The sequence below is a fragment of the Cellulomonas chengniuliangii genome (genome assembly GCF_024508335.1).
Lineage (GTDB): Bacteria > Actinomycetota > Actinomycetes > Actinomycetales > Cellulomonadaceae > Cellulomonas_A > Cellulomonas_A chengniuliangii.
The window spans coordinates 3,509,961-3,532,023 of the sequence record NZ_CP101988.1; the positions used below are offsets into that span (position 1 = coordinate 3,509,961).

Below are 22,063 nucleotides of genomic sequence, written 5' to 3' on the forward strand. Positions count from 1 at the left end.
CCGCCGACGCTAGGAGCAGCGCGCGGGAGTTCCGTCGTTCGTGGTTGCCTGGGTCTACGAGACCTCCCCTGAACGCCCAGCGAGGCGGGAGAGTGGCCGCATGACCGATCCGTACGCTCGCGAGCTCGGAGACTTCCTGCGTGCCCGGCGCAGCCGGTTGCACCCACGCGACCTCGGCCTGGAGCCAGGCGGGCGGCGCAAGGTCAGCGGCCTGCGACGCGAGGAGCTGGCCCTCCTGGCCGGGCTGAGCACCGACTACTACCAGCGGATGGAACAGGGCCGGAAGGTGCGCCCGTCCGACGGAGTGCTGGACTCGCTCGCCGACGCCCTGTGCCTCGACGAGGAGGAGCGCCGGCACCTGTTCGCCCTGGCCCGCGCCTCCCGCCGCTCGACGGACGCCCTGGCGGAGCGCGACCCGGAGGAGGTGCCGGACAGCACCCGGGCACTGCTGCGCGTGATGGGCACCCCGGCTGTCGTGCTCGGCCGCTACCTGGACCTGCTCGACTGGAACCTGATGGCGGAGGCGCTGCTCGGCGACCCGGGCGACCAGCCGGCCGACCGGCTCAACATGCTCCTGCTGATGTTCGACGACACGTTGACCGGCGATCGCACCTGCCAGGACTGGGAGCGGCAGGCGCTCGACTACATCGGCATGATGCGCACCGCCGTCGCCGCCGATCCCACCCATCCCCGCGCCACGGCGATCGTCGGGGAGCTGAGCATCCGCAGCGCCGAGTTCCGGCGGCTGTGGGCCCGGCATGACGTGCGCGAGTCGGTCAGCGGCGCCAAGACCTTCCGCGTCCCCGAGGTCGGCGACATCGACCTGCACTGGGACACCTACCCGCTGCCGGGCAACCCCGGGCCCGTCATGCTGGTCTACACCGCCGAGCCCGGCAGCGCCGACGCTGACCGGCTCGAGCTTCTGGCCTCGCTGCACGCGACCCGCACAGCATTCCCCCGGGCCCAGACGCGCGGCATGTAGGGACGGCAGCAACAGCTGGCGCCGGACGGACGGCATTGGCCACATCGACGACATCGGGAGCACACCGTGGGCCTCATCGACATCGAGCTGTTCACCACCCTCGACCTCGTGGGGCAGTCGCCCGGCTCACCGGACGAGGACCCGCTGGGCTTCACGTTCGGCGGCTGGCAGGCGCCCCTGATCGACGACGTCACGGGGGCGCAGATCAGCGCGGCCTACGAGGGCACGGACGCGCTGCTGCTGGGCAGGCGCACGTACGAGATCTTCGCCGCCTACTGGCCGCGCCAGGAGAGCGGCCAGATCGCCACGCTCTTCAACAGCATCCCCAAGTACGTCGCCTCCCGTGGCAGGCCCGACCTCTCCTGGGAGGGGTCCACCCTGCTGGGGCCCGACCTCCCGAGCGCGGTGCGGGAGGTCCGGGATCGCCACGAGCAGGTCAAGGTGGTGGGGAGCCTGAACCTGGTGCAGACGCTGCTGCGCGAGAGGCTGTTCGACCGGCTCGACCTGTGGGTCCACCCGATCGTGCTCGGCGTCGGGAAGAAGCTGTTCGAGGGCGGCGTCGTGCCGACCAACCTCACGCTCCTGGATCCGCCAGCCGCCAGTCCGAAGGGCACCGTCCACCTGCGCTACGGCCTGGCGGACGGCGCCCCCGCGACGGGTGACATGGGGGCGCCTGACCGCGGCACGGAGCCCTGAGGCCGACGCGCCACACCAGCCGCCTGCGCCGCGCCTACGCCGCGCCTACGCCGTGCGCCGCCGACGCAGCACCACCAGCGCTCCACCCAGGAGCACGATGGCGAGAGCAGATCCCGCCATCCACAGGACGTCGGCGCCCGTGGCGGCGAGAGCACTCCCGCGCGCCCCAGCCCCAGGTGAGCGAGTCTCGGAGCGGGCGGGCGTCGACGCGGCGGCGGACCCCGCGGCGGCGCCCGGCGCGGCCGCCGGAGGGTCGACCGGAGCCGCACCGGGACCGGCCGCGGCCACGACCGTCAGGTCGGCCCACCCGAGCAGGTTGCCCCCGGGGGTCGTCACGGCGAGGCGGTGCGGGCCGGGCGCGACTCCCGTCGGAATCGTCACCTGGAGCGTGCCGTCGGCGGCGACCTGGGCGTATCCCAGGCCTTGCGGGGAGGAGAAGAGCCACACGTAGCTCAGGCCCGGGTCCTGGAGCCCCGAGATGGCGACCGTGCCCCCGGTGACGACCGGCGCGGCGACGCTGAGTCCACCGCGGTTGTCGTTCGTGAGCACCTCGCTCGGAATCGGCGGGGTCCCGACGTAGGCGTCGGAGAGGATCAGCTCGACGTCGGTGATCGCATAGCCAGGCCGGACGTCGAGGGTGCGGGCCGTCTCGAAGCTCGTTCCCCCGACCCACCAGTAGCCGTCGCCGGGCATCGCGGCACGCATCCGGTACACCCCGGCGGGGAGCGCGCTCGGCGACTCGAAGTCGGCTCCGGTCGCCCGGTCCTGCGCGGGCGCCCGCGCCACGACCGATCCGGCCGCGTCGAGGAACTCGACCGAGATGCCAGGACCGTCCCACCCGGGGTCGCCCACGACAGTTCCCGAGATCGTCCCGCCGATGCGGCGCACCAGATCGCCGACGGCGACGTCGTCCTGCGCGGCGACCTTGACCCACACCGCACGGTCGTGGGCGAGCGCGCCACCGAGGAACTCGGGAACCACCGACCCGGAGCCCGGAGCAGGTGGCGATGGCCGCGCGATCTGCACGGTGTAGTCGCCGGCGTCCAGACCACCGAACGCATAGGCGCCATCGGCCCCGGTCACGACCTTCTCGACGACGATGGGACGGACCCGCCCTGACCACAGCGCGACGGCCACTCCCGAAGCGGGCTGCCCCGCCTCGTCCACCACGCGCCCCGTCAGGCGCGACTCGGCGGCGAGCTCGACGTCGACCCCGGACTGGGTGCGCGCTGTCGCGCCAGCGAAGTAGACGGTGCCGTAGGAGTTCCCGCTGTGGTTCCACCACGCGGGGGCGAGGCCGGACCCTGCGGGGGGCGTGACCCTCACCGAGTACACGCCGGGCGCGACCCAGCGGGCCGTCCACGTGCCGTCATCCGATGTCGTGACCGTCCGGACCTGCGAGGGATCGCCGGCCGACCGCGAGAGCCCCACTGTCGCTCCGGCCACAGGGACGCCCCCAGCCGTCACGACACCGGTCACCGTGTTGTCGACGAAGGTCACGTCGACGCCGTCACGGACCTCCCCCTCCTCCAGCGGCGGCGCCCATGTGAAGGCGTGCGTGCCGTACGCCGTCCCGTCCCAATACAAGGACGACAGCTGACCGGCCGGCCCTCTCAGGATGAACCGCACGACGACAGGGCCTGCGTCCAGGTCCGCGGCCTCCCACGTGCCATCCGCCGCAGTCTGCGTGCTCCCGCCCCCACCGGAGACCTCCACGTCGACGCCCTCGAGAAGCGCGCCCGTCCCGTCCGTGACCCGGCCCGACATCGACGCGGTGCTCGACGAGGCAGACGCCTCCACCTCTGCCGGAGCCGACGGTGTGGGGTCGGCCTGGGCGGAGGTCGCGGGCCACACGAGCGAGACGGCGAGGAGCGCAGTGGCTCCCGCACGGATCATCCGTCGGCTGATTCGGGGCCGGGCCGGGCTGGCGGGGCGCGACAGGGCAGGGTGGTTCGGGGGGCGGTCGGCCACGGTTTCCCTCTGCAGGTTGAAGGGTGCGACGAATGCCCGAGACCTGGGGACGCCGGGCCAGGGGACGCCAGAAACGTACCAATCGGGACAGCACAGACAACGGGCCATAAGTCACGCTTATGTCACGACCTCGCCGGCGCCGACGCCTGCTGGAGACACTCAGCAGTCCCCCGTCGTGCCAAGCTGTGCGCCATGGCCGACGTCCCCCCGCAGCGCGCCTGGCTGCTGATGGCCGCAGGCGACAACCGCGGGCACGGGGGCAACGCCGGGTACGACGACCAGTTCGACGCGTACTACTCGTGGGACAGCAACGTCCCCAACCACAAGAACCTCCAGGTGGGCGATCCCATCGCGTTGTGGGACAAGGAACGCCTGCTCGGCGTGTCCGTGATCGAGGAGATCACGACCTCCCCTGACAAGAAGCTGCTCAGCCGCTGCCCCGAGTGCCGGACGACCCGGATCAGCGAGCGCAAGAAGGCCGAGCCGCGGTACCGGTGCATGAAGTGCCGGCACGAGTTCCCCGAGGCACTTCCCGATGTTGTCGAGGTGGTTCGGTACCAGGCTCGGTACGACGCGGCCTGGACCTTGTTGGACGGGGTGCTCGGCGAGCACGAGCTCCGCTCCCTCGCCGTCAATGCCGGCGACATCAACGCGATGCGCCCGCTCGACTGGTCCGCGTTCCGCGAGGCGCTCGTCACCAAGGGCGCCGCCCGGGCCGTCGACCGTGTCGCGGCGCGCGTCGACCTCAGCTGGCCGAGAACCCGCGGCCCCGCCGTCGAGTTCCCGCAGGGCTTCAGCCAGGCGTTGGTCCGGGTGCGCAAGGGGCAGCGGCAGTTCCGTGACCGCCTCCTGACGGCCCAGGGCAGCCTGTGCGCGTTCACGGGTGAGGCTCCCGCACGCGTCCTCGAGGCGGGCCACTTGTACAGCTACGCCCAGCTGGGGACGCACTTCGAGCACGGCGGGCTGATGCTGCGGCGGGACATCCACCGGTTGTTCGACGACGGGCTGCTCGCGGTGACGCCGTCGGCGCTGCGCATCGACGTCGCACCGAGCCTCGCGACGTACCCGCAGTACGCGCGGCTCCACGACGAGCCGCTGACCCTGCGCCTCAGGGACGAGCAGGTCGACTGGCTGGGCAAGCACTGGCGCGAGCACCGGATGGCGCACTCCGCCTGAGCCCGTGGCCGGGCGCGCAGCGTCCGGCCGTCGGCCGCCCGTCAATCACGCGTCAGCCGCCGAATGGCAGCACCGGTCGCCCGGGGACGTCGACGCGGACGCGGAACAGGGCGCCGGCCTCCGGCTCAGGGTCGTCGAGGTTCTCGCGGGACGTGGTGATGTACAGGTCGCGCAGGTCGGGGCCGCCCAGGGTGCAGGCCGTCACGAGTCGGACGGGCAGCTCGACCTCCGCCAGCACGTCCCCCGACGGGGAGACGCACCGGACCCGTCCGTCGCCGTTGAGGGCGACCCACACGTTGCCGGCGGAGTCCACGACCAGGCCGTCGGGGCTCTCCTCCGCTCCGGAGGTGAACGGCTGGCGATTCGTGAGCCGGCCCCCGACGACGTCGAACACGTCCGTCCGACCGGTCGCGGTGTCGTTGTAGTGGGCGCGGGCTCCGTCCGGCGAGAAGTCGATGCCGTTGGAGATGGTCACGTCGTCCAGCACGACCTCCACCTGGCCGGCGGGCATGATCCGGTACAGCGTCGCCCCGCCGAGTGCCGCGTCGTACGCCATCGACCCGGCGTACAGCGCGCCCCAGGGGTCGCACCCCGCCTCGTTCATCCGCACCCCCGGGTCAGACCACAGCTCCGGCAGCGGCGTCGGCGCGCCGTTCTGCGCGTCCGCCAGGCCGAGGCCCCGCTCGAGCCCCACGACATACCCTCCGCGGCTGCGCGGGCGCACGAACGCCGCCACGGTGCCGACGTTCAACCGGTCCACCTCGCCGTCGTCCCCCAGCGTCAGCAGGTCGCCCGCGAGCATGTCGACCCAGCGCAGCCCGCCCCACGTGGGAGACCAGCACGGACCCTCACCGTGGTGGGCGACGGCGTCGGTGATCTGCTCGGCTCTCAGCACCTGGGCTCCTCCGGGTCGGCGGGTCGACATGCGCACGAGCCTCGCGCGGACCGGGACGGCAGGCACGTCGGCACGCGGGGAACTACGCAGATCGGGCACGTCCGGCCCTTTTCCGACCTCGACCTTTCGAAGAACCGTCCGAAACCATAACGATTCACACGTTGACGGGCACCGACCCGTGACGGAGAGAGTGGACCGCCGCCGCCCGGCTCAGCGTTGACCCGGCAATCGGCTGATCAAGGAGGAACGATGACCCCATCCACGCTCCGACGAGGGAGCGGACGCCGCCCCGGCGCTCCAGGCGCAGCAGCCGCAGCCTTCCTCGCACTCGCGGTGACGGCCGCTATCGCCATCCCCGCCCAGGCCGCCGGCTCGACGCTGCAGGAAGCAGCGTCCGACCGCGGCCGCTACTTCGGGACGGCGATCGCCGCCAACCGGCTCAGTGACTCGACGTACTCCACCATCGCGAACCGTGAGTTCAACATGATCACGGCCGAGAACGAGATGAAGATGGACGCGACCGAGCCCAACCAGAACCAGTTCAACTACAGCCAGGGCGACCGCATCCTGCAGTGGGCGCAGTCCAACGGCAAGCAGGTGCGCGGTCACGCGCTCGCGTGGTACTCGCAGCAGCCCGAATGGATGCGGCGCATGGAAGGTCCGAGCCTGCGCAGCGCGATGCTCAACCACGTCACGCAGGTCGCGACGCACTACAAGGGCAAGATCCACTCCTGGGACGTCGTGAACGAGGCGTTCGCGGACGGCAGCTCCGGCGGGCGCCGCGACTCGAACCTCGAGCGCACGGGCAGCGACTGGATCGAGGCGGCCTTCCGGGCCGCACGGGCCGCCGACCCTGCCGCCAAGCTCTGCTACAACGACTACAACATCGACGACTGGTCGCACGCCAAGACCCAGGGCGTCTACCGCATGGTGCGGGACTTCAAGCAGCGAGGCGTCCCGATCGACTGCGTCGGGCTGCAGTCCCACTTCAACCCGCAGAGCCCGGTCCCGGGCAACTACCAGACGACCATCGAGAGCTTCGCCGCACTCGGTGTGGACGTGCAGATCACCGAGCTCGACATCGAGGGCTCCGGCTCAGCGCAAGCGGAGAACTACCGCCGCGTCGTTCAAGCGTGCCTCAACGTCTCCCGCTGCACCGGCATCACGGTGTGGGGTGTGCGTGACACCGACTCGTGGCGCGCCTCGGGGACCCCCCTCCTGTTCGACGGCCAGGGCAACAAGAAGGCCGCGTACACGGCCGTCCTCGACACCCTGAACAACGGCGCCGGGCCCGGCCCGACGACCCCGCCGCCCACCACCCCACCGCCCACCACCCCACCGCCGACGACTCCCCCGCCGACCACCCCGCCACCGACGGGCGCCTGCTCCGCCGCGCTGACGATCGCGAACAGCTGGCCGGGCGGGTACCAGGCCACCGTCACGGTCACGGCCGGCTCGACCGGGCTCAACGGCTGGCGCGTCACCCTGCCCGGCGGTGTCACGACCGACAACGTCTGGAACGGCCAGATCTCCGGGAGCGTCGTGACGAACGCCCCGTACAACGGCTCCGTCGGAGCCGGGCAGTCGACGTCGTTCGGGTTCATCGGCCAGGGAGGCGCCCCCAGCGCCAGCACGCTGACCTGCAGCTGAGACCAGTTCCGACCGACTCGCTCTGACGGCGGCGTCGCACCCCCACGGTGCGGCGCCGTCGTCGTGGCGCACGGCGCCTGCTGAGTGCGGATGCCGTCAGGTCAAGCGGACCACGGCTGGGCCTGGACCGGGACCTGCCGGGCTAGGCCCACGAGTCGGGCGCGACGGTCCAGATGCGCGCGAGAGCCTCGCTCCCCTCCCGGGTGATGTCGAGACCGCGCCCTCGGGCCCGGCGCCGCACCCACGCGCGCTCGGTGAAGAGGGTGGCGAGCGCCGCACCGAGGCCGCCTGCCAGATGGGGTCGTCGCTCGGTCCAGTCCGGGCAGGTCCGCACGATCGGTCGGGCCCGCGACTCCAGGTCCTCGATTGGGACGCCGAGCCCGGTGAGGGCGGCGCGTCCCCCGGCTGTGAGGCGGGCGTCGCCGGGCGTGAGCCACGCCGAGCGCTGCATCGACTCCAGCAGCGCGACGCCCACGCGGCCGGCGATGTGGTCGTAGCACAGCCGCGCCCGCGCGAGGTCTCGAGCGTCCCGCGATCGGCGGTACGACGTCGTCGAGGCGGGCGGGCACAGGTGGCCCAGCTGCTCCAGCGCGGCAGCGACCGAGTCGTCGGCCAACGCGTAGAACCGTTGACGTCCACGCGGCTCGCACCGGACCAGGCCGGCCTCGACCAGGACGGACAGGTGCTCGCTCGCTGTGGCGGCGGACACCCCGGCCGCGCTGGCGAGCTCCCCCGCAGGCCGTCGCGAGCCGTCCATCAGGAGGTCCACGAACGTCGATCGCGCAGGCGCGGCGAGGGCCCGGCCGATGACGGAGAAGTCCCTGCCCACGTCTCGACCGTACCCCGCGGACACTTCGGCCCGACCCGAAATATTGCGGTCCTATGGTCGGCTCATGACGACACACCTGTACGCGACGCACCTCGACTGGTCGGGCTCGACAGGCGACGGCTACCGGTCCTATCGGCGAGACCACCACGCGGCTGGAGCCCAGGGCAACGCTCCGGGTGTCGAGCTCAGCGCCGCCCCGGAGTTCCGCGGCGACGCGACCAGGCTGAACCCGGAGCAGCTGCTCGTGATGGCGGCCAGCTCGTGCCAGCTTCTGTCGTTCCTGGCGGTCGCGGCCCAGGCGGGCGTCGACGTCATCACCTACACGGACGACGCCGAGGGGATCATGCCCAGCGGCCCCCCGCCCGCTCGACTGACACAGATCACGCTCAGTCCAGTCGTCCAGGTCGCTCCGGGCACCGACCACGACTTGGTCCGCGCGCTCATGGAGCAGGCGCACGACCAGTGTTACATCGCTCACTCGCTCACCGCCGACATCGCGATCTCCCCCACGGTGGTGGACGCATGAGCGCGCTGCGGGACATCGAGGTGCTGCTCGAAGACCGGCCCGGCGCGCTGGCCGAGCTCGGAGAAGTGCTCGGCGCGGCCGGCGTAAGCCTCGAAGGCGGCGGGGTCTTCGGCCACTCCGGCATCGCCGTGGCGCACTTCTTGGTGGCCGACGCCGACCGTGCCCAGGCTGCACTGGACGCCGCCCACATCGGCCCGGTCACCGTGTCAGAGGTGGTGCTGCTCCGCCTCGATCAAGGCGCCCCCGGTCAGCTGGGCCAGGTCGCCCGCCTCATGGCTGACGCGGGCGTCAACCTCCGCACGCAGTACAGCGACCACGACAACCAGCTCGTTCTCGTGCCCCACCCGGCCGACCACCGGCGATGCGCCGCAGCGGCCGCCCGTTGGTGTCGGGATCCGGGCCTGGGCTGACCGGGGCGCGGTGGCCGGCGGATCGTTCAGTCGGTCGGCTCGACCGCCGGCGGGTCCTCTACGAGCTCGCCAGGCGCGGGCGTGTCTTCCTCACCGCTGTCCTTCGCCTCACCGCTGACCTCGGCCTCACCGCTGACCTCGGCTGACTCGGCGTCACTGCGCGCGGAGTCGCCTGGCCCGTCGGACTCGGCGCCCGCCTCCAGCACCTCCGGGGTGACCTCCTGCTCGAGGGTCGGGTACCCGTAGCCGCCTTCATCCTGCGCCCCGGCGTCCGGGTCGTGCGATGTGTCGCTCATGGTGGCCCCTTCCTGCCGCGCCTGGACCGTCACGGACCAGGTCGGTCCCATCCTCGGCGCCCGCGCGGTGCTGCGCCATCCGTCCGGGCGTCGTGTCGAGATTCGCGCCGTGCGGCCGAGCTCGAGGGCACGTCGACTGAGGCTCCGCGGCCCCACGTCTGGGCTCTAGTCCGACTCGCAGACGCAGAGTTGGATCGGCGCATCGCTGGTGAATGGCCCACCCGACCAGTCGCCGAACCGCTCGACGAGCCGAAGCCCTGCGGCGGACAGCAGCAAGGGGAGTTCCTGAGGGAAGACGCTCCTGAGCTCGAGCGGGGCGACGAGGAAGTCGGGCTCTGACTCGGCGGAGAAGTACCACGTGCCCCGGGTCACCTGCGCGGCAGCGTCGTAGGTCTCGGCGACATCAACCCTCACGTCGCCACGATCGGGATCCACGAAGGACAACCCGTCACGGGTGCGTCGAACGCCGTCAGCATCGGCAAGGAAACGCGCGTTCGGGTTGAAGACGTCGAAGACGAAGCGAGCTCCGGGCGCCAGGTGCGCTCGCACCGATCGGAAGCAACCCAGCAGGTCGGCAGTCTCGTGCAGATGGAGCAGCGAATTGGCTGCGATGAACACCAGATCGAACGTGCGGCCGAAGTCGAACTCCCGCATGTCGCCGCGCACCCACTCCACGGCGAGCGCGCGCTCGTCCGCCTTGCGCTGGGCTTCGGTGAGCATGTCCGCCGAGAGGTCCAGGCCGGTGCACGGATACCCGGCGGAGGCGATGGGAATCAGTTTGCGCCCGGTGCCGCACCCGAGTTCCAAGACCGACCCGCCCTGTTTCTCGGCCTCGGCCCGGTAGAACTCGGTGGCCGGCTCCCCACCCGCGAACAACCGGTCGTACAGCCTCGCGTCGGAGTAGAACCGTTCACTCATGGAGCCCCCTCGAAGACAGCGCTCAGACCGGGCCTGAATTCTGCCCGACAGCGAAATATGGCTCGGCCGCCTCAAGTCGCGGCGCCGACACGCCCAGGCGGCGCGCCTCGGCCAGGGTGTCGCGGCAGACCGCGCGAAGCTCCTCGGGGTTGGCGTGCGCCTCCATCACCCTGCGCATGGGCGGGAAGTGGCCCATCAGCGTCGCGAGCACCGGCGCCGCCAACCAGACAGGCGCCGTGAACGGCAGCACGTCGCCGCGATGCCGCCGCAAGTCGACGCCGCGCGCCTGGGCGAGGGGCAGTAGCTCTCGGGTCGCGAGAATCGCCTCGCGGATGTTGCGTGGGTTCCCGGCCAGCTTGGAGAGGGAGCCCAGCCTCAGGCTCTGCGTGTGCAGGCCGGCGTTCTGGATGAAGTGGATCAACAACCAGCCCCGGAAGTCGGTGGTCTCCCGAATCCTGAACCCGGCCTCGCGGAACGCCGCGCGCACGGCTTGCGCCCGCTCCGTCGGCGGCCCGCCAAGGGTGCCGAAGAAGGCAGCGGGCAGCAGGGCGGCCCTCAGCACGCCGTCGTCTCCGACGCCGCCACCGGCGCCGGGGAAGCCCCAGGCCACCTGGCCAGCGGGCAGGGCGTCGATTGCCGCCGACGGCTCGGCCCACAGGTTGTTGAAGACGAGCACCGTCGCCTTGCCGACGCGCGGAGCCAGGAAGGACACAGCCTCGGCGAGGCCGTAGTGCTGCACACTCACCACGATCAGGTCGAAGTCGTGGTCCGGCTCCAGCGATTCGCGGTAGCGAACCGGCCATTTCTCGACGACGCGTCGTCCTCGCAGCCGGCGCCGCGCGTCGAGCAGGTCGAGGTCGATCGCTCCTCCGTATTCGGCTGCTCGACCGGGACGCACGTAGAACTCGATCTCGTGCCCGGCGCGCTCCAACGCCCACCCGTACGCCACGGCGATGACACCCCGGCCGAACATCAGAATCTTCATGCCCGCTCCTCCCGCCCAGGACACGTGGTCGCCGTTGACCAGGTGTGGTCGGCGAGGTAGCGTCAAGTGGAGACGATCTCCAGTTCGAACATATGGAGACGGTCTCCACTTGTCAAGGAGCTCTGTTGACCACCACCAAGCCCCTGCGCGCCGACGCCCGGCGCAACCGTGAAGCGCTGCTCGCGAAGGCCCGTGAGCTCTTCGCCGAAGGCCGCTTCGACATGCGTTTCGATGACTTCGCGCGGCTGGCCGGCGTGGGCACGGGGACGCTGTACCGGCACTTTCCGACCCGCGAGGCGCTGGCCGAGGCCGTCTACCGTGAAGAGATCACAGCGATGTGCGCCCGCGCTCGCGAGCTGCACACCACGCTCCCCGCGGCGGCGGCGCTGGCAGCCTTCCTGCGGGAATTCGTGGATCATGTGCATGCCCACCAGGGCCTGGCCCGCACGCTCGCCACGCAGATGGCCGGACGTTCAGACACGCTCGCCGACGGCGGCCGGGAACTGGGCCAAGTCATCGCCGACCTGCTGGCCGCGGGCATCAAGGACGGGACCATCCGCGACGACGTGGGCGCCGGCGCCGTCATGATGGTCCTGGAGGGGATCTGCACGGCCTGTGCCCAGCCAGGCTCCCGGGACGACGCAGACGGCGCCATCGCCCTCGTGCTCGACGGGCTGCGCCGCCCCGGCTGATGAAGTCATCGCGACCCCACGTGCAGGGGCGTCAGTCCCGCAACTCCCAGAGATCCGCGCGGACTTCGAGGTCGCGGCCGATCTGGGTGGTGAGCTCGGCCTCGATCTCACGTGCTAGCCGGGCGTGCGTCTGCTTGGCCTGATCGCAGTCCCAGTGGCTGAGGTGGTCGAAGTGCTCATGGAAATGCCGTGCCCACGCACGGACCTTCTCCTCGAGGTCCCCCGACAGGTCGAGGTCCTCCGGCTGTGCCTGTAGCCCTTCGGCCCACCAGATTGGCCAGTCACAGGCGTAGTCGTTCATCAGACGGACGCCCACGTGCCCGTCACGCATCAGCACCTGCCTCCCGGGCAGACACGTCATCCATCGCTGCCCTCTGGGGCTCTCGTGTAGGTGAGGAACTCGCCGTCCTGCGGGGCGTCGGCGGCGAGGCCGAAGCCCAGCCGCTCGTACAGCGCGCGGGCGCGAGTGTTCGTGCGTTGCGTCTCGAGCCTGACCTCATGCGCACCGGCGCCGGCGGCCTCCGCGAGGACGTGACGGACGAGAGCAACGCCTGCTCCGCCGCCCCGGACGTCCGAGGCGACGAACAGGTCGTTGAGCTGCCACGTTGTGTGCAGCCGCAGGGACGAGTGGCCCGGGTACACCTGCGTGAACGCGACCGCGCGACCGTCGTCGAGCACGGCCCACACCAAGGAGTCGCCGCGCTCGACGCGGGCCCTCAGGAACGCACGCGCGGCGGTATCGTCGCCCTCGCGTCCGTAGAAGCCGCGGTAGGCGACGAACAGGTCAGCCACCTGCGCCACCGTCTCGGTGTCCGTCTGCGCGGTCACCCGGACCACCCTCATGGCGTCCCCTGTCCTTCAGTGCCCCTGCCGCCAAGCGGCGTGCGATCGCCGGCGCCTGCGCGAACCCGCCGCCCGCCGAGGCCGTGGATGGCGAGCACGTTACCGTCCGCCGTGGCGTGTACACGTCCGCGAGCACGGGCCACGCCTAGGCGTCCGCATCGTCCACGCGCACGTCGTCTGCCGTCAGCGGCAGGATCACCACGTCATGCGAGGTGAGCCGGCCGGCCTCGTCGGACCGGCCCTCCAGTTTGGCTGTTCCTACTGGCTGGCTCCGCGATGCGCCCATCGGAGTACCTCGCGGGACCGTACTCGATCCGATCCCAGAAGGTGTCGACCGCTGAGATTGGCTGACCGGCGCGTGTCGTCCACTCGGGGTGGTCCGTGACTTCCCACCTCTCCGGGCCGGCATCGCGTCGCCGATCGACCTCTTCGCGCTGCCCGACCCCTGGCCCAGAGGTACGGCGTTCCCGCCACGAGGGAAGGTCGATCCCGAGGCGTAGTACTGAGGTGCCGTGCACCGCGATCGGTCAAATGCGGCGTGGTTGACGAGTGCCGACATGGCGACGCATAGCCGGCGCCTGATGCTGCGTGATCTCGTCTCGGGCGAGCGATGCCACCGTGCGGCGTAGAAGCCGTCTGTCAGCGTGGTGCCCTCTCCGTCAGCGTTCCTCCGGGAACTCGTGCGCCTGCGCCTGGGCGAGGGTGCGCTCACGGCCCGGCACACCACGCCCGCCGACCAGCTCGACGAGCACCCCCCACCCGTCCGGGGCGTAGAAGCTCTCGTCGTGGAGGCGGATACCGAGCGAGTCCGCGACCCGCAGGAGAGACGCCCGGGAGAACTTGTCCTGCGTGCGTCGAGCCTCGCGGTCCAGGGGGTCGGGAAGCGGCCACTCCTCGTCCGGCTCGGTGAGTTCCCAGCGGCGACCCGTGTCCGACACCTGCACCTTCACGCTCGAGCCGCGCACACCCCACTTCGCGCTCGGATCCGGGTCGAACACCGCGACCCCGCGCGCTCCCCACCACCCTGTTCTGGTCCGGCGGTCGAACGTCTGTGGGGAGTCCACGACGCCGACCCCGCGCATCCCGCCAGGCTGCGCGGCCATCCCTCCCGCGGCGCTGATCGCCTCGCTCCCGCGCCACGAGTTGTCCAGCATGGCCGTCCAGCGCGCGCCGGCGGTCGGCAGCAGAAGGTAGCGCGTCACGTACGCCGTCCTCAGCGGCAGCAGGGTGCCCAGCAGCTCCGGGAGCGTGCCCTCGACACGCCGCGTGCGCATGACGCCGCCGGTGAGCTCGGTCGTGGCACGGCCACGCCAGGACACGAGCACGTCCGCGCACGTCGCGGCATCCGCCGCGAGGAACGCGATGCCGTGCGTCACCGGGAACCACGCACCGTCGAGCAGGTACCGCTCATCCGTCCGAACGACCATGTCGGATCTTCTCACTCGCACGCGCCGACGACGAGGAGCAGCAGAGCAACGACTACGCCTGCATGTCGACGAACCGCGAGTAGTGGCCCTGGAATGCCACGGTGATGGTGTCCGTCGGGCCATTACGATGCTTGGCCACAATGAGGTCGGCCTCTCCCGCGCGGGGCGATTCCTTTTCGTAGGCATCTTCGCGGTGCAAAAGAATGACCATGTCGGCATCTTGTTCGATAGAGCCGGATTCGCGAAGGTCGCTCATCGCCGGGCGCTTGTCGGTGCGCTGCTCAGGGCCACGGTTCAGCTGCGAGATGGCGATGACCGGGACCTCGATCTCCTTGGCGAGGAGCTTGAGGGCACGCGAGAACTCCGAGACCTCCTGCTGACGGGACTCGACGCGCTTGCCGGAGGACATGAGCTGCAGGTAGTCGATGACCACGAGCTTGAGGTCGTGCTTCTGCTTGAGCCGCCGGCACTTCGCGCGGATCTCCATGAGCGACATGTTCGGCGAGTCGTCGATGAACAGCGGCGCCTCGGAGATCTTGCCCATCGTCGCGGCGAGCTTCTGCCAGTCGTCCTCGCCCATCTGCCCGGTGCGCATCTTCTGCAGATGGATGCGCGCTTCGGCGGAGAGCAGGCGCATCGTGATCTCGTTGCGGCCCATCTCGAGCGAGAACACAACCGAGGCCAGGTTGTGTCGAATTGCCGCAGAACGTGCAATATCGATTCCCAGGGTGGATTTTCCAATTGCAGGCCTCGCGGCCAAAACAATCATTTGCCCCGGGTGCAGTCCATTGGTCAGCCGGTCGAGGTCGGCGAAGCCGGTGGGCACGCCGATCATGCCCTCGCCGCGGTTGCCGGCGGCCTCGATCTCGTCGACGGTGCCGCCAATGACGTCGCCGAGGATGTGGTAGTCCTCGGTGGTGCGCTTCTCGGTGACGGCGTAGACCTCGGCCTGGGCGTTGTTGACGATCTCGTCGACGTCGCCCCCGTCCGTGGCGTAGCCGAGCTGGACGATGCGGGTGCCGGCCTCGACGAGGCGGCGCAGCACGGCACGCTCGCGCACGATGCGGGCGTAGTACCCGGCGTTCGCGGCGGTGGGCACCATCGAGATGAGGGTGTGCAGGTACGGGGCTCCGCCGATGCGGCCCATGTCGCCGCGCTTGGTCAGCTCGTCGGCGACGGTGACGGCGTCGGCGGGCTCCCCGCGGCCGTACAGGTCGAGGATCGCGTCGTAGATCGCCTCGTGGGCGGGGCGGTAGAAGTCGGAGCCGCGCAGCTGCTCGACGACGTCGGCGATGGCGTCCTTCGAGATCATCATGCCGCCGAGCACGCTCTGCTCTGCGGCGACGTCCTGCGGGGGCGTCCGGTCGAATCCGCCGCGGGCGTGCCCGGTGTCGGGCGGGCCGCCGTACTCGAGCTCCTCGATCGTCACAGACTCATCCCCAGATTCGCGTTCATCGGTCGAACAGGTGTTCTAGCAGGAGGGTCCGACACCATGCCCGTCACCATGTTCGTCACGCCAACCCTGTCGGTGGCCGCAGGCATCCCTGTCCTCCACCTGCTCGCGAGGTTAGGCGTGGGTGGCCAGCGTTCACAAACCCGTTATCCACAGGTCCTGTGGACGGCTTGTGGATAGCTGTGGATCTCACGCTCAGAGTTATGCACAAGCCGTGGACAGTCCTGTGGATACGGTGGTGGCTCGAGGCTGCGCGGCAGCCCTCACCGGCGCAAATGTCATCCACCTGGTGTGGACAGGAGAAAGTTGAACGACATCCCGAAGCGTGGACACCGCACGTCCACGGTCGACCGCCAGATCCTCACCCTGGCCGTCCCGGCCCTCGGCGCCCTCGTCGCAGAACCCCTGTTCGTGCTGGTCGACTCGGCCGTCGTCGGCCGCCTCGGCACCGACGAGCTGGCCGGGCTGTCGCTCGCCTCGACCGTCCTGCTGACCATCGTCGGCCTGTGCGTCTTCCTCGCGTACGCCACCACCGCGGCCGTCGCCCGGCGCACCGGGTCCGGCGACCGGGCAGGCGCCCTGCAGCTCGGCGTCGACGGCCTGTGGCTCGCCGCCGGGCTCGGCGTCCTACTGGCCGCGGCCACCTGGGCCATGGCGCCGTGGGCCGTCGAGCTGCTGGGCGCCCGCGGCGAGGTCGCGACCCAGGCGATCACCTATCTGCGCTGGTCGGCTCCCGGCCTGCCCGGGATGCTGCTAGTGCTCGCCGCCACCGGCGCCCTGCGCGGCATGCTCGACACCCGCACCCCCCTGGTCGTCGCGGCCTCCGGCGCCGTCGCCAACGCGGCCCTCAACGTGACCCTCGTCTACGGCGTCGGCATGGGCATCGCCGGGTCGGGCTTCGGCACGGCCCTCACCCAGCTCGCGATGGGCGCGACGCTCGTCATCGTCGTGGTGCGGGGCGCCAGGGCTGCCGGGGCGTCCCTGTCCCCCGCCCTCGGGGGCATCCTGGGCAATGCCCGTGCCGGCCTGCCCCTGTTCATCCGCACCCTGTCCCTGCGCGTCGCGATCCTGCTCACCGTGTGGGTCGCCACCGGCCTGGGCACCGTGACCCTGGCGGGCCACCAGGTGGTCAACGCCGTGTGGGGCCTGGTCGCCTTCGCCCTCGACGCCCTCGCGATCGCCGCGCAGGCCCTCGTGGGCCACGCCCTGGGCGCCGGTGACGTGGCACAGGCCCGCTCACTGCTGCGACGCACCCTGCAGTGGGGTGTCGGGGCGGGCGCGGTGCTCGGGCTCCTGGTGGGCCTGGGCAGCGGCGTGCTCGCCCTGGCGTTCTCGGAGTCCGGCGACGTGCGCCACGCCGTCACCGTGGGGTTGCTGGTCGCCGCGGTGACGATGCCGCTCGCCGGCTGGGTGTTCGTGCTCGACGGCGTGCTCATCGGCGCCGGCGACGGCACGTTCCTCGCGTGGGCGGGACTCGTGACCCTCGCCGCCTACGTCCCGTTCGCACTGGCCGTGCGGGCCTGGGCTCCCCCAGGCGCGGCCGGGCTGGCGTGGCTCTGGGCGGCCTTCGCAGGGGTGTTCATGATGGCGCGCGCCGTCACGACGGGCCTGCGGGCGCGCGGCGACCGGTGGGCCGTCAGCGGGGCCTGAGCCCTCAGCGGACCGGATCCGAGCACTCGGGGAAAGCAGACGCACGAAGGCCCGGCCCCTCCGAGGAGGGACCGGGCCTTCGGCGATCAGGTGAAGCAGGTCAGGCGGCGACGACCTTGACGGTCACGTTCGCCGAGACGTCCGCGTGCAGGCGGACCTTGACCTCGAACTCGCCGACAGCCTTGATCGGCTGACCGACCTCGATCTTGCGACGGTCGACGGACGGGCCGCCGGCAGCCTTGACCGCGTCAGCGATCTCAGCGGTCGTCACGGCGCCGAACAGACGGCCGGACTCGCCGGCCTTCGCCGACACGACGACCGGCTTGGACTGCAGCGAGTCACGCGTCGCCTTCGCCTCGTCGAGCGTCTCGATCTCGCGGGCCTTGCGGGCCTTGCGGATCGCGGCGATCTCCTTCTCGGCGCCCTTGCTCCAGCCGGTGGCCAGGCCACGGGGGACGAGGAAGTTGCGGGCGTACCCGTCCTTCACGTCCACCACGTCGCCCGGAGCACCGAGACCGGTGACCTCGTGGGTCAGGATGAGCTTGGCCATGGGTCTACCTCCTTCTCAGCGAGCGGACGACGAGTACGGCAGGAGCGCCATCTCGCGTGCGTTCTTGACGGCACGCGCGATCGCGCGCTGCTCCTGGGTGGTGACACCGGTCACCCGGCGTGCGCGGATCTTCCCGCGGTCCGAGATGAACTTGCGCAGCAGCGCGGTGTCCTTGTAGTCGACGACATCGATCTTCGCCGCCTTGAGCGGGTTCAGCTTCTTCTTGGGCTTGCGAACAACGGCCTTGGCCATCGCGGTGCTCCTTGTCATGAAGTCCGGGAGCCCGGGGCGTTGCCATACCCCGGGATGGGTGTGTCAGTGGTGCTGGGCGCCGATCAGAACGGAGGCTCGTCGGAGAAGCCGCCGCCGGAGCCGCCGGGGGCCGGCGTGGCCCACGGGTCGTCCTGCTGGCTGCCGCCACCGCTCGAGCTGCCGCCACCGGAGAAGCCGCCACCGCCGCCTCCGCCGAAGCCACCGCCGCCGCCACCCGAGCGCTGGGCCCGGGTGACCTTGGCGCTGGCGTAGCGCAGGGACGGGCCGACCTCGTCGACCTGCAGCTCGTACACAGTGCGCTTCTCGCCCTCGCGGGTCTCGTAGGAGCGCTGCACGAGCCGACCGGTCACGATGACGCGGGTGCCCTTGGTGAGTGACTCAGCGACGTTCTCCGCAGCCTCGCGCCAGATCGAGCAGCGGAGGAACAGCGTGTCGCCGTCCTTCCACTCGTTCGACTGACGGTCGAAGGTGCGGGGGGTGGAGGCCACCGTGAAGTTGGCGACGGCAGCCCCTGACGGGGTGAAGCGCAGCTCCGGGTCCCCGGTCAGGTTCCCGATCACCGTGATGACGGTCTCGCCAGCCATGCGGGCCTCCTCGTTCGTCGTGAGTCAGATGGTGCGTACGTTAAAGAGCAGGTCTGACGCGCTCAGGCGTTGGCGCGAAGGACCTTGGTACGCAGGACGACCTCGTTGAGGCCCAGCTGACGGTCGAGCTCCTTGGCGGTCGCGGGCGTCGACGTGAAGTCGATAACCGCGTAGATGCCCTCGGACTTCTTCTGGATGTCGTACGCCAGACGGCGCCGTCCCCAGATGTCGACCTTGTCGACCGTGCCGCCATCGGTCTTGATGACGGACAGGTACTTGTCGAGCGAAGGAGCAACCGTGCGCTCTTCGATCTCGGGGTCGAGGATGATCATGATCTCGTACTGACGCAGGCTCATACCCACCTCCTCTGGTCTCAACGGTCACGGTCTGTCCGTGACAGGAGGGTCATCGTGCGTCGCTGCGCCAGGGCCTGGGCCATGGCGCCGCCTGTCGTCGAGATCGATCTGCGACCTCATCGACAGGCACAGCAAGGGGCCTAGGCTACCGCGCTGCGGCCCGCCGCCGAAATCCGGTCACCCACCTGCCGGGGGATCCGCCGGGGGCACGGGCGGGTCCTGGGTGGGCTGCGGCGTCGGAGCGGGCGGCGGGACGGTCACCGGTGGCTGGGTGGGCTTGGGCGCGGGACCGGTCGAGACGACGATCGTCACGGTCGTGCCCTTCGGGACACTGGCGCCGGAACCGGGGTTCGCGCTGACGACGCGGCCCTTCGCCACGGTCTCGGACGGCTGCGACTGCACCGCCACCGACAGCCCGGCGTTCGAGAGCGCCGCCTCGGCGTCCGCCTCGAGCTTGCCCTCGAGCGCGGGCACCGCCACGTTCTCGATGACCGGCTCCTCGACCTCCGGCTCCTCGGTGACCTCCTCGGTGGGCGTCGCGGTGGGCATCCCGCCCACGTTGGCGCGCGCCGGGAACTGCTGCACCTGCGCGTAGGGCTCGAGGGTGAAGGCCTTCTTCATGTAGTCGGCCCAGAGCGCCGCGGGCCAGGTCGAGCCCGTGATCTCCCTCACCCCGCCGAACGCGGCGATGGAGTCCTGCCCCTTCCCGTCCGCCGCCTCCTGGCTCAGTGCCACGGCCGTGGAGATCTGCGGCGTGTACCCGACGAACCACGCCGACTTGTTGTCCGTCGAGGTGCCGGTCTTGCCGGCGATCGGCCTGCCGAGCGGCTTGACGTACTTCTTTCCCGACCCGTTCTCGACCACCTGGGTCATGGCGTACGTGGTGTCCGCCATGACGTCCGCCTCGAACCGCTTCTCCTGCACCCGGTCCGGGACGAGCGCCTCGGAGCCGTCGCTGATGTAGGTGATCTTGCGGACGATGAACGGCTCCGAGTACGTGCCCTGCGCGGCGATCGTGGCGTAGGCGCTGGCCATGTCGAGCGGGTGCACCAGCCCGGATCCGAGCACGTTCGAGGCGACGGCCTCCACCTCGGTCGTGATGCCGAGCTCGCGCGCCACCTCGGCCGTCTTCGCCGGCGTCACGTCGTTGTTGAGCTGGGCGTAGACCGTGTTGACCGACTGCTCCGTGGCCTTCACCAAGTCGATCGTGCCGAACGAGTCCCCGCCGAAGTTCTGCACCGCCTTGTCGCCCCAGCCCGGCAGGTCCCGCATGGGGCTCGCGCCGGAGTAGGTGGTGCCCAGCCCGATGCCCTGCTCCAGGGCGGCGACCAGCGTGAACGGCTTGAACGTCGATCCGGCCTGGATCTTGTCCCAGGTGACCCGGTTGCGCTGGTCCACGAGGAAGTCGCCGCCGCCGAACAGGGCGACGATGGCCCCGTCGGTGGGGTCGATGGACACGATGCCGGCCTTGGTGCGCTCGTTGGGCGCCTCGCCCGCGAGGGTCCCGTCGAAGAGGGCATTGGCCGAGTCAACAGCGGCCTGCTGCAGCGGCTCCTGGATCGTGGTGACGATCTTGTAGCCCTTGGTGGCGATCATCTCCTCGGTGATGCCCTCTTCAGCCAGCTCGTCCTTGACCATCTTGATGAGGTGGCCGTTGGTGCCCCCGTTGACGCTGCTGCGCTCGTGCACGATCGTCTCGGGGAACACCTGGGCGTCCCGCTCGGCCTGCGTGATGTGGCCGTCCTTGACCATGTTGGCGAGCACGGAGTTCCACCGCTGCTCGGCCTTCTCAGGCGACACGGCGGGGTCCCAGTTGTTGGGCGAGGGGATGATCCCGGCCAGGAGGGCGGCCTGCGAGACCGTGAGGTCCTTGGCCTCGACGCCGAAGTACGTCTTCGCGGCGACCTGGATGCCGTAGGCGTCGCGGCCGAAGTAGATGGTGTTGAGGTAGCGGCCGAGGATGTCCTTCTTGTCGACCGTCTGGTTGATCTTGACGGCGAGCAGGGCTTCCTTGGCCTTGCCCACGTAGGACTTGGTCGGCAGGTTGTAGTACCGCTCGACGTATTGCTGCGTGAGGGTCGAGGCGCCCTGCTGCTTGCCGCCGCTCACGTTGTTGAGCAGCGCGCGGACGGTGCCCTTCACGGAGACCCCGCGGTTCTCCCAGAAGGTGCGGTCCTCGGAGGCGATGACCGCGTCACCGACATGCTTGGGCAGCGTGTCGTACGGGACGATCTCGCGCTTCTGCGCGGCGATCGTGGCCATCTCGGAGCCAGGGGTGCCGTCGGGGTTGTCGGCGAAGTAGATCGTCGACGCCTCCGACTGGATCTCGGCGTCCGGGTCGGGCACTTCGATGACGACGTAGGCGGCCGCGAGGGCGCCGAACCCCAGGAAGGCGACGCCGAGCACGGACCCGAGCAGGAAGCGCCAGGACGGAAGCCAGCGGTGCAGGCCGCGGTAGCCGGTGCGCGGGTAGTCGAAGAAACGGCGGCGCGGAGCGGCCTTGCGTCCGCGGGCGGTGGAGCCGCGACGCGCGGGCGTGGAAGCCCGACGGTTGGAGCCTGCCAAGACCTTGCCTTCCTGCTGACATCCGGACCGCAATCCGCCCAGCAGGCAGCAGCACGCGCCGGGGGGACCGCCGGTTCAGTATGGGGGAACGGGTTGTGCATGGGCACGGAAGACCTCGACCGGGACCCCGGATTCACATGATCGTCACCGAATCCGCTCGGGGCGCCGCACCCCGCCGAGCACTGCTTGTTGCCGCGGGCGCCCCCGTAGCCGTACTGTCGATGTATCAACTCGATACATCGACACGCGCCCAACGGGGACAGAATCCCCCCAGCGAGCGCAGACGATGCCCCCGAGTACCACGTCAGAGCTCGTCGGAGCAGCAGACCCAGTCAG

Annotated in this window: 24 protein-coding genes; 8 read left to right on the forward strand and 16 right to left on the reverse strand. The window is 70.6% G+C overall.

The window, feature by feature from the left end:
* Positions 1-100: 100 nt before the first annotated feature.
* A complete protein-coding gene (locus NP064_RS16325) occupies positions 101-982 on the forward strand; it encodes a helix-turn-helix transcriptional regulator (RefSeq protein ID WP_227568619.1) in 882 nt (293 codons plus the stop codon).
* A 66-nt stretch (positions 983-1,048) separates the two neighbouring features.
* Positions 1,049-1,678 carry a dihydrofolate reductase family protein gene (locus NP064_RS16330; RefSeq protein WP_227568618.1) on the forward strand — a complete coding sequence of 210 codons (630 nt, stop codon included), beginning with the start codon at positions 1,049-1,051 and terminating at the stop codon, positions 1,676-1,678.
* A gap of 45 nt (positions 1,679-1,723) precedes the next feature.
* Here the strand turns inward: NP064_RS16330 and NP064_RS16335 are convergent, their stop codons facing one another.
* Positions 1,724-3,574 carry a carboxypeptidase-like regulatory domain-containing protein gene (locus NP064_RS16335; protein ID WP_227568617.1) on the reverse strand — a complete coding sequence of 617 codons (1,851 nt, stop codon included), beginning with the start codon at positions 3,572-3,574 and terminating at the stop codon, positions 1,724-1,726.
* A gap of 267 nt (positions 3,575-3,841) precedes the next feature.
* Between NP064_RS16335 and NP064_RS16340 the strand changes: the two genes are divergently transcribed.
* On the forward strand, positions 3,842-4,825 hold the full coding sequence (locus NP064_RS16340; protein WP_227568616.1) for an HNH endonuclease: 984 nt from the start codon (positions 3,842-3,844) through the stop codon (positions 4,823-4,825).
* Positions 4,826-4,877: 52 nt separating this feature from the next.
* Here NP064_RS16340 and NP064_RS16345 read toward each other — a convergent pair whose 3' ends face one another.
* Positions 4,878-5,750 (reverse strand): SMP-30/gluconolactonase/LRE family protein, encoded by an 873-nt coding sequence (locus tag NP064_RS16345; RefSeq protein WP_256813709.1) that lies wholly within the window; start codon positions 5,748-5,750, stop codon positions 4,878-4,880.
* 219 nt (positions 5,751-5,969) lie between these two features.
* Between NP064_RS16345 and NP064_RS16350 the strand changes: the two genes are divergently transcribed.
* Positions 5,970-7,370, forward strand: a complete 1,401-nt coding sequence (locus tag NP064_RS16350; RefSeq protein WP_227568614.1) for a glycoside hydrolase family 10 protein — start codon at positions 5,970-5,972, stop codon at positions 7,368-7,370.
* Between the two features lie 142 nt (positions 7,371-7,512).
* On the opposite strand, the gene NP064_RS16355 is transcribed toward NP064_RS16350, so the two are convergent.
* A complete protein-coding gene (locus tag NP064_RS16355) occupies positions 7,513-8,199 on the reverse strand; it encodes an ArsR/SmtB family transcription factor (RefSeq protein WP_227568613.1) in 687 nt (228 codons plus the stop codon).
* A gap of 64 nt (positions 8,200-8,263) precedes the next feature.
* On the opposite strand from NP064_RS16355, the gene NP064_RS16360 reads away from it, so the two are divergent.
* Complete coding sequence (locus NP064_RS16360) at positions 8,264-8,725, forward strand: OsmC family protein (RefSeq protein ID WP_227568612.1); 462 nt, start codon at positions 8,264-8,266, stop codon at positions 8,723-8,725.
* Positions 8,722-9,135 carry an ACT domain-containing protein gene (locus NP064_RS16365; protein WP_227568611.1) on the forward strand — a complete coding sequence of 138 codons (414 nt, stop codon included), beginning with the start codon at positions 8,722-8,724 and terminating at the stop codon, positions 9,133-9,135. Before NP064_RS16360 ends, NP064_RS16365 begins: the two co-directional genes overlap by 4 nt.
* Before the next feature lie 26 nt (positions 9,136-9,161).
* Here NP064_RS16365 and NP064_RS16370 read toward each other — a convergent pair whose 3' ends face one another.
* The 3 genes from NP064_RS16370 to NP064_RS16380 all read right to left on the reverse strand — a co-directional run bounded on the left by NP064_RS16370 (position 9,162) and on the right by NP064_RS16380 (position 11,334).
* Positions 9,162-9,431 carry a hypothetical protein gene (locus NP064_RS16370; RefSeq protein ID WP_227568610.1) on the reverse strand — a complete coding sequence of 90 codons (270 nt, stop codon included), beginning with the start codon at positions 9,429-9,431 and terminating at the stop codon, positions 9,162-9,164.
* Positions 9,432-9,596: 165 nt separating this feature from the next.
* Positions 9,597-10,349, reverse strand: coding sequence for a class I SAM-dependent methyltransferase (locus NP064_RS16375; protein WP_227568609.1), 753 nt, complete (start codon positions 10,347-10,349; stop codon positions 9,597-9,599).
* A 22-nt stretch (positions 10,350-10,371) separates the two neighbouring features.
* Positions 10,372-11,334, reverse strand: a complete 963-nt coding sequence (locus NP064_RS16380) for a ketopantoate reductase family protein (RefSeq protein WP_227568608.1) — start codon at positions 11,332-11,334, stop codon at positions 10,372-10,374.
* A 125-nt stretch (positions 11,335-11,459) separates the two neighbouring features.
* Here NP064_RS16380 and NP064_RS16385 point away from each other — a divergent pair, with 125 nt between their 5' ends.
* Positions 11,460-12,026: a TetR/AcrR family transcriptional regulator gene (locus NP064_RS16385; RefSeq protein WP_227568607.1), complete on the forward strand. Its 567-nt coding sequence runs from the start codon at positions 11,460-11,462 to the stop codon at positions 12,024-12,026.
* A 31-nt stretch (positions 12,027-12,057) separates the two neighbouring features.
* On the opposite strand, the gene NP064_RS16390 is transcribed toward NP064_RS16385, so the two are convergent.
* The 5 genes from NP064_RS16390 to dnaB form a co-directional block, all read right to left on the reverse strand.
* Entirely contained in the window at positions 12,058-12,327 is a 270-nt protein-coding gene (locus NP064_RS16390) for a hypothetical protein (protein WP_256813711.1), read from the reverse strand.
* 56 nt (positions 12,328-12,383) lie between these two features.
* Positions 12,384-12,854, reverse strand: coding sequence for a GNAT family N-acetyltransferase (locus NP064_RS16395; protein WP_227568605.1), 471 nt, complete (start codon positions 12,852-12,854; stop codon positions 12,384-12,386).
* Positions 12,855-13,014: 160 nt separating this feature from the next.
* The gene (locus tag NP064_RS16400) at positions 13,015-13,155 is read right to left on the reverse strand and encodes a hypothetical protein (RefSeq protein ID WP_227568604.1); all 141 of its coding nucleotides are present in this window, start codon (positions 13,153-13,155) and stop codon (positions 13,015-13,017) included.
* A 373-nt stretch (positions 13,156-13,528) separates the two neighbouring features.
* Entirely contained in the window at positions 13,529-14,296 is a 768-nt protein-coding gene (locus tag NP064_RS16405) for a hypothetical protein (RefSeq protein WP_227568603.1), read from the reverse strand.
* A gap of 52 nt (positions 14,297-14,348) precedes the next feature.
* On the reverse strand, positions 14,349-15,725 hold the full coding sequence (gene dnaB, locus NP064_RS16410; protein ID WP_227568602.1) for a replicative DNA helicase: 1,377 nt from the start codon (positions 15,723-15,725) through the stop codon (positions 14,349-14,351).
* Between the two features lie 330 nt (positions 15,726-16,055).
* On the opposite strand from dnaB, the gene NP064_RS16415 reads away from it, so the two are divergent.
* Complete coding sequence (locus NP064_RS16415) at positions 16,056-17,399, forward strand: MATE family efflux transporter (protein WP_227568601.1); 1,344 nt, start codon at positions 16,056-16,058, stop codon at positions 17,397-17,399.
* A gap of 100 nt (positions 17,400-17,499) precedes the next feature.
* Here NP064_RS16415 and rplI read toward each other — a convergent pair whose 3' ends face one another.
* From rplI to NP064_RS16440, 5 genes are all read right to left on the reverse strand, one after another.
* Positions 17,500-17,949 (reverse strand): 50S ribosomal protein L9, encoded by a 450-nt coding sequence (rplI, locus tag NP064_RS16420; RefSeq protein ID WP_227568600.1) that lies wholly within the window; start codon positions 17,947-17,949, stop codon positions 17,500-17,502.
* A gap of 15 nt (positions 17,950-17,964) precedes the next feature.
* A complete protein-coding gene (gene rpsR / locus NP064_RS16425; protein WP_227568599.1) occupies positions 17,965-18,201 on the reverse strand; it encodes a 30S ribosomal protein S18 in 237 nt (78 codons plus the stop codon).
* An 83-nt stretch (positions 18,202-18,284) separates the two neighbouring features.
* On the reverse strand, positions 18,285-18,806 hold the full coding sequence (locus tag NP064_RS16430) for a single-stranded DNA-binding protein (RefSeq protein ID WP_227568598.1): 522 nt from the start codon (positions 18,804-18,806) through the stop codon (positions 18,285-18,287).
* 62 nt (positions 18,807-18,868) lie between these two features.
* Positions 18,869-19,162: a 30S ribosomal protein S6 gene (gene rpsF, locus NP064_RS16435; protein WP_227568597.1), complete on the reverse strand. Its 294-nt coding sequence runs from the start codon at positions 19,160-19,162 to the stop codon at positions 18,869-18,871.
* A gap of 177 nt (positions 19,163-19,339) precedes the next feature.
* Positions 19,340-21,727, reverse strand: coding sequence for a transglycosylase domain-containing protein (locus tag NP064_RS16440; RefSeq protein WP_227568596.1), 2,388 nt, complete (start codon positions 21,725-21,727; stop codon positions 19,340-19,342).
* Positions 21,728-22,063: the final 336 nt, after the last annotated feature.

Bases quoted from the DNA above. Each gene is read 5' to 3' on its own strand.
- NP064_RS16325 (WP_227568619.1), top strand. From the start codon at position 101: ATGACCGATCCGTACGCTCGCGAGCTCGGAGACTTCCTGCGTGCCCGG.
- NP064_RS16335 (WP_227568617.1), bottom strand. From the start codon at position 3,574: ATGATCCGTGCGGGAGCCACTGCGCTCCTCGCCGTCTCGCTCGTGTGG.
- NP064_RS16340 (WP_227568616.1), top strand. From the start codon at position 3,842: ATGGCCGACGTCCCCCCGCAGCGCGCCTGGCTGCTGATGGCCGCAGGC.
- NP064_RS16345 (WP_256813709.1), bottom strand. From the start codon at position 5,750: ATGTCGACCCGCCGACCCGGAGGAGCCCAGGTGCTGAGAGCCGAGCAG.
- NP064_RS16350 (WP_227568614.1), top strand. From the start codon at position 5,970: ATGACCCCATCCACGCTCCGACGAGGGAGCGGACGCCGCCCCGGCGCT.
- NP064_RS16360 (WP_227568612.1), top strand. From the start codon at position 8,264: ATGACGACACACCTGTACGCGACGCACCTCGACTGGTCGGGCTCGACA.
- NP064_RS16365 (WP_227568611.1), top strand. From the start codon at position 8,722: ATGAGCGCGCTGCGGGACATCGAGGTGCTGCTCGAAGACCGGCCCGGC.
- NP064_RS16370 (WP_227568610.1), bottom strand. From the start codon at position 9,431: ATGAGCGACACATCGCACGACCCGGACGCCGGGGCGCAGGATGAAGGC.
- NP064_RS16375 (WP_227568609.1), bottom strand. From the start codon at position 10,349: ATGAGTGAACGGTTCTACTCCGACGCGAGGCTGTACGACCGGTTGTTC.
- NP064_RS16380 (WP_227568608.1), bottom strand. From the start codon at position 11,334: ATGAAGATTCTGATGTTCGGCCGGGGTGTCATCGCCGTGGCGTACGGG.
- NP064_RS16390 (WP_256813711.1), bottom strand. From the start codon at position 12,327: ATGAACGACTACGCCTGTGACTGGCCAATCTGGTGGGCCGAAGGGCTA.
- NP064_RS16400 (WP_227568604.1), bottom strand. From the start codon at position 13,155: ATGGGCGCATCGCGGAGCCAGCCAGTAGGAACAGCCAAACTGGAGGGC.
- NP064_RS16405 (WP_227568603.1), bottom strand. From the start codon at position 14,296: ATGGTCGTTCGGACGGATGAGCGGTACCTGCTCGACGGTGCGTGGTTC.
- rplI (WP_227568600.1), bottom strand. From the start codon at position 17,949: ATGGCCAAGCTCATCCTGACCCACGAGGTCACCGGTCTCGGTGCTCCG.
- rpsR (WP_227568599.1), bottom strand. From the start codon at position 18,201: ATGGCCAAGGCCGTTGTTCGCAAGCCCAAGAAGAAGCTGAACCCGCTC.
- NP064_RS16430 (WP_227568598.1), bottom strand. From the start codon at position 18,806: ATGGCTGGCGAGACCGTCATCACGGTGATCGGGAACCTGACCGGGGAC.
- rpsF (WP_227568597.1), bottom strand. From the start codon at position 19,162: ATGAGCCTGCGTCAGTACGAGATCATGATCATCCTCGACCCCGAGATC.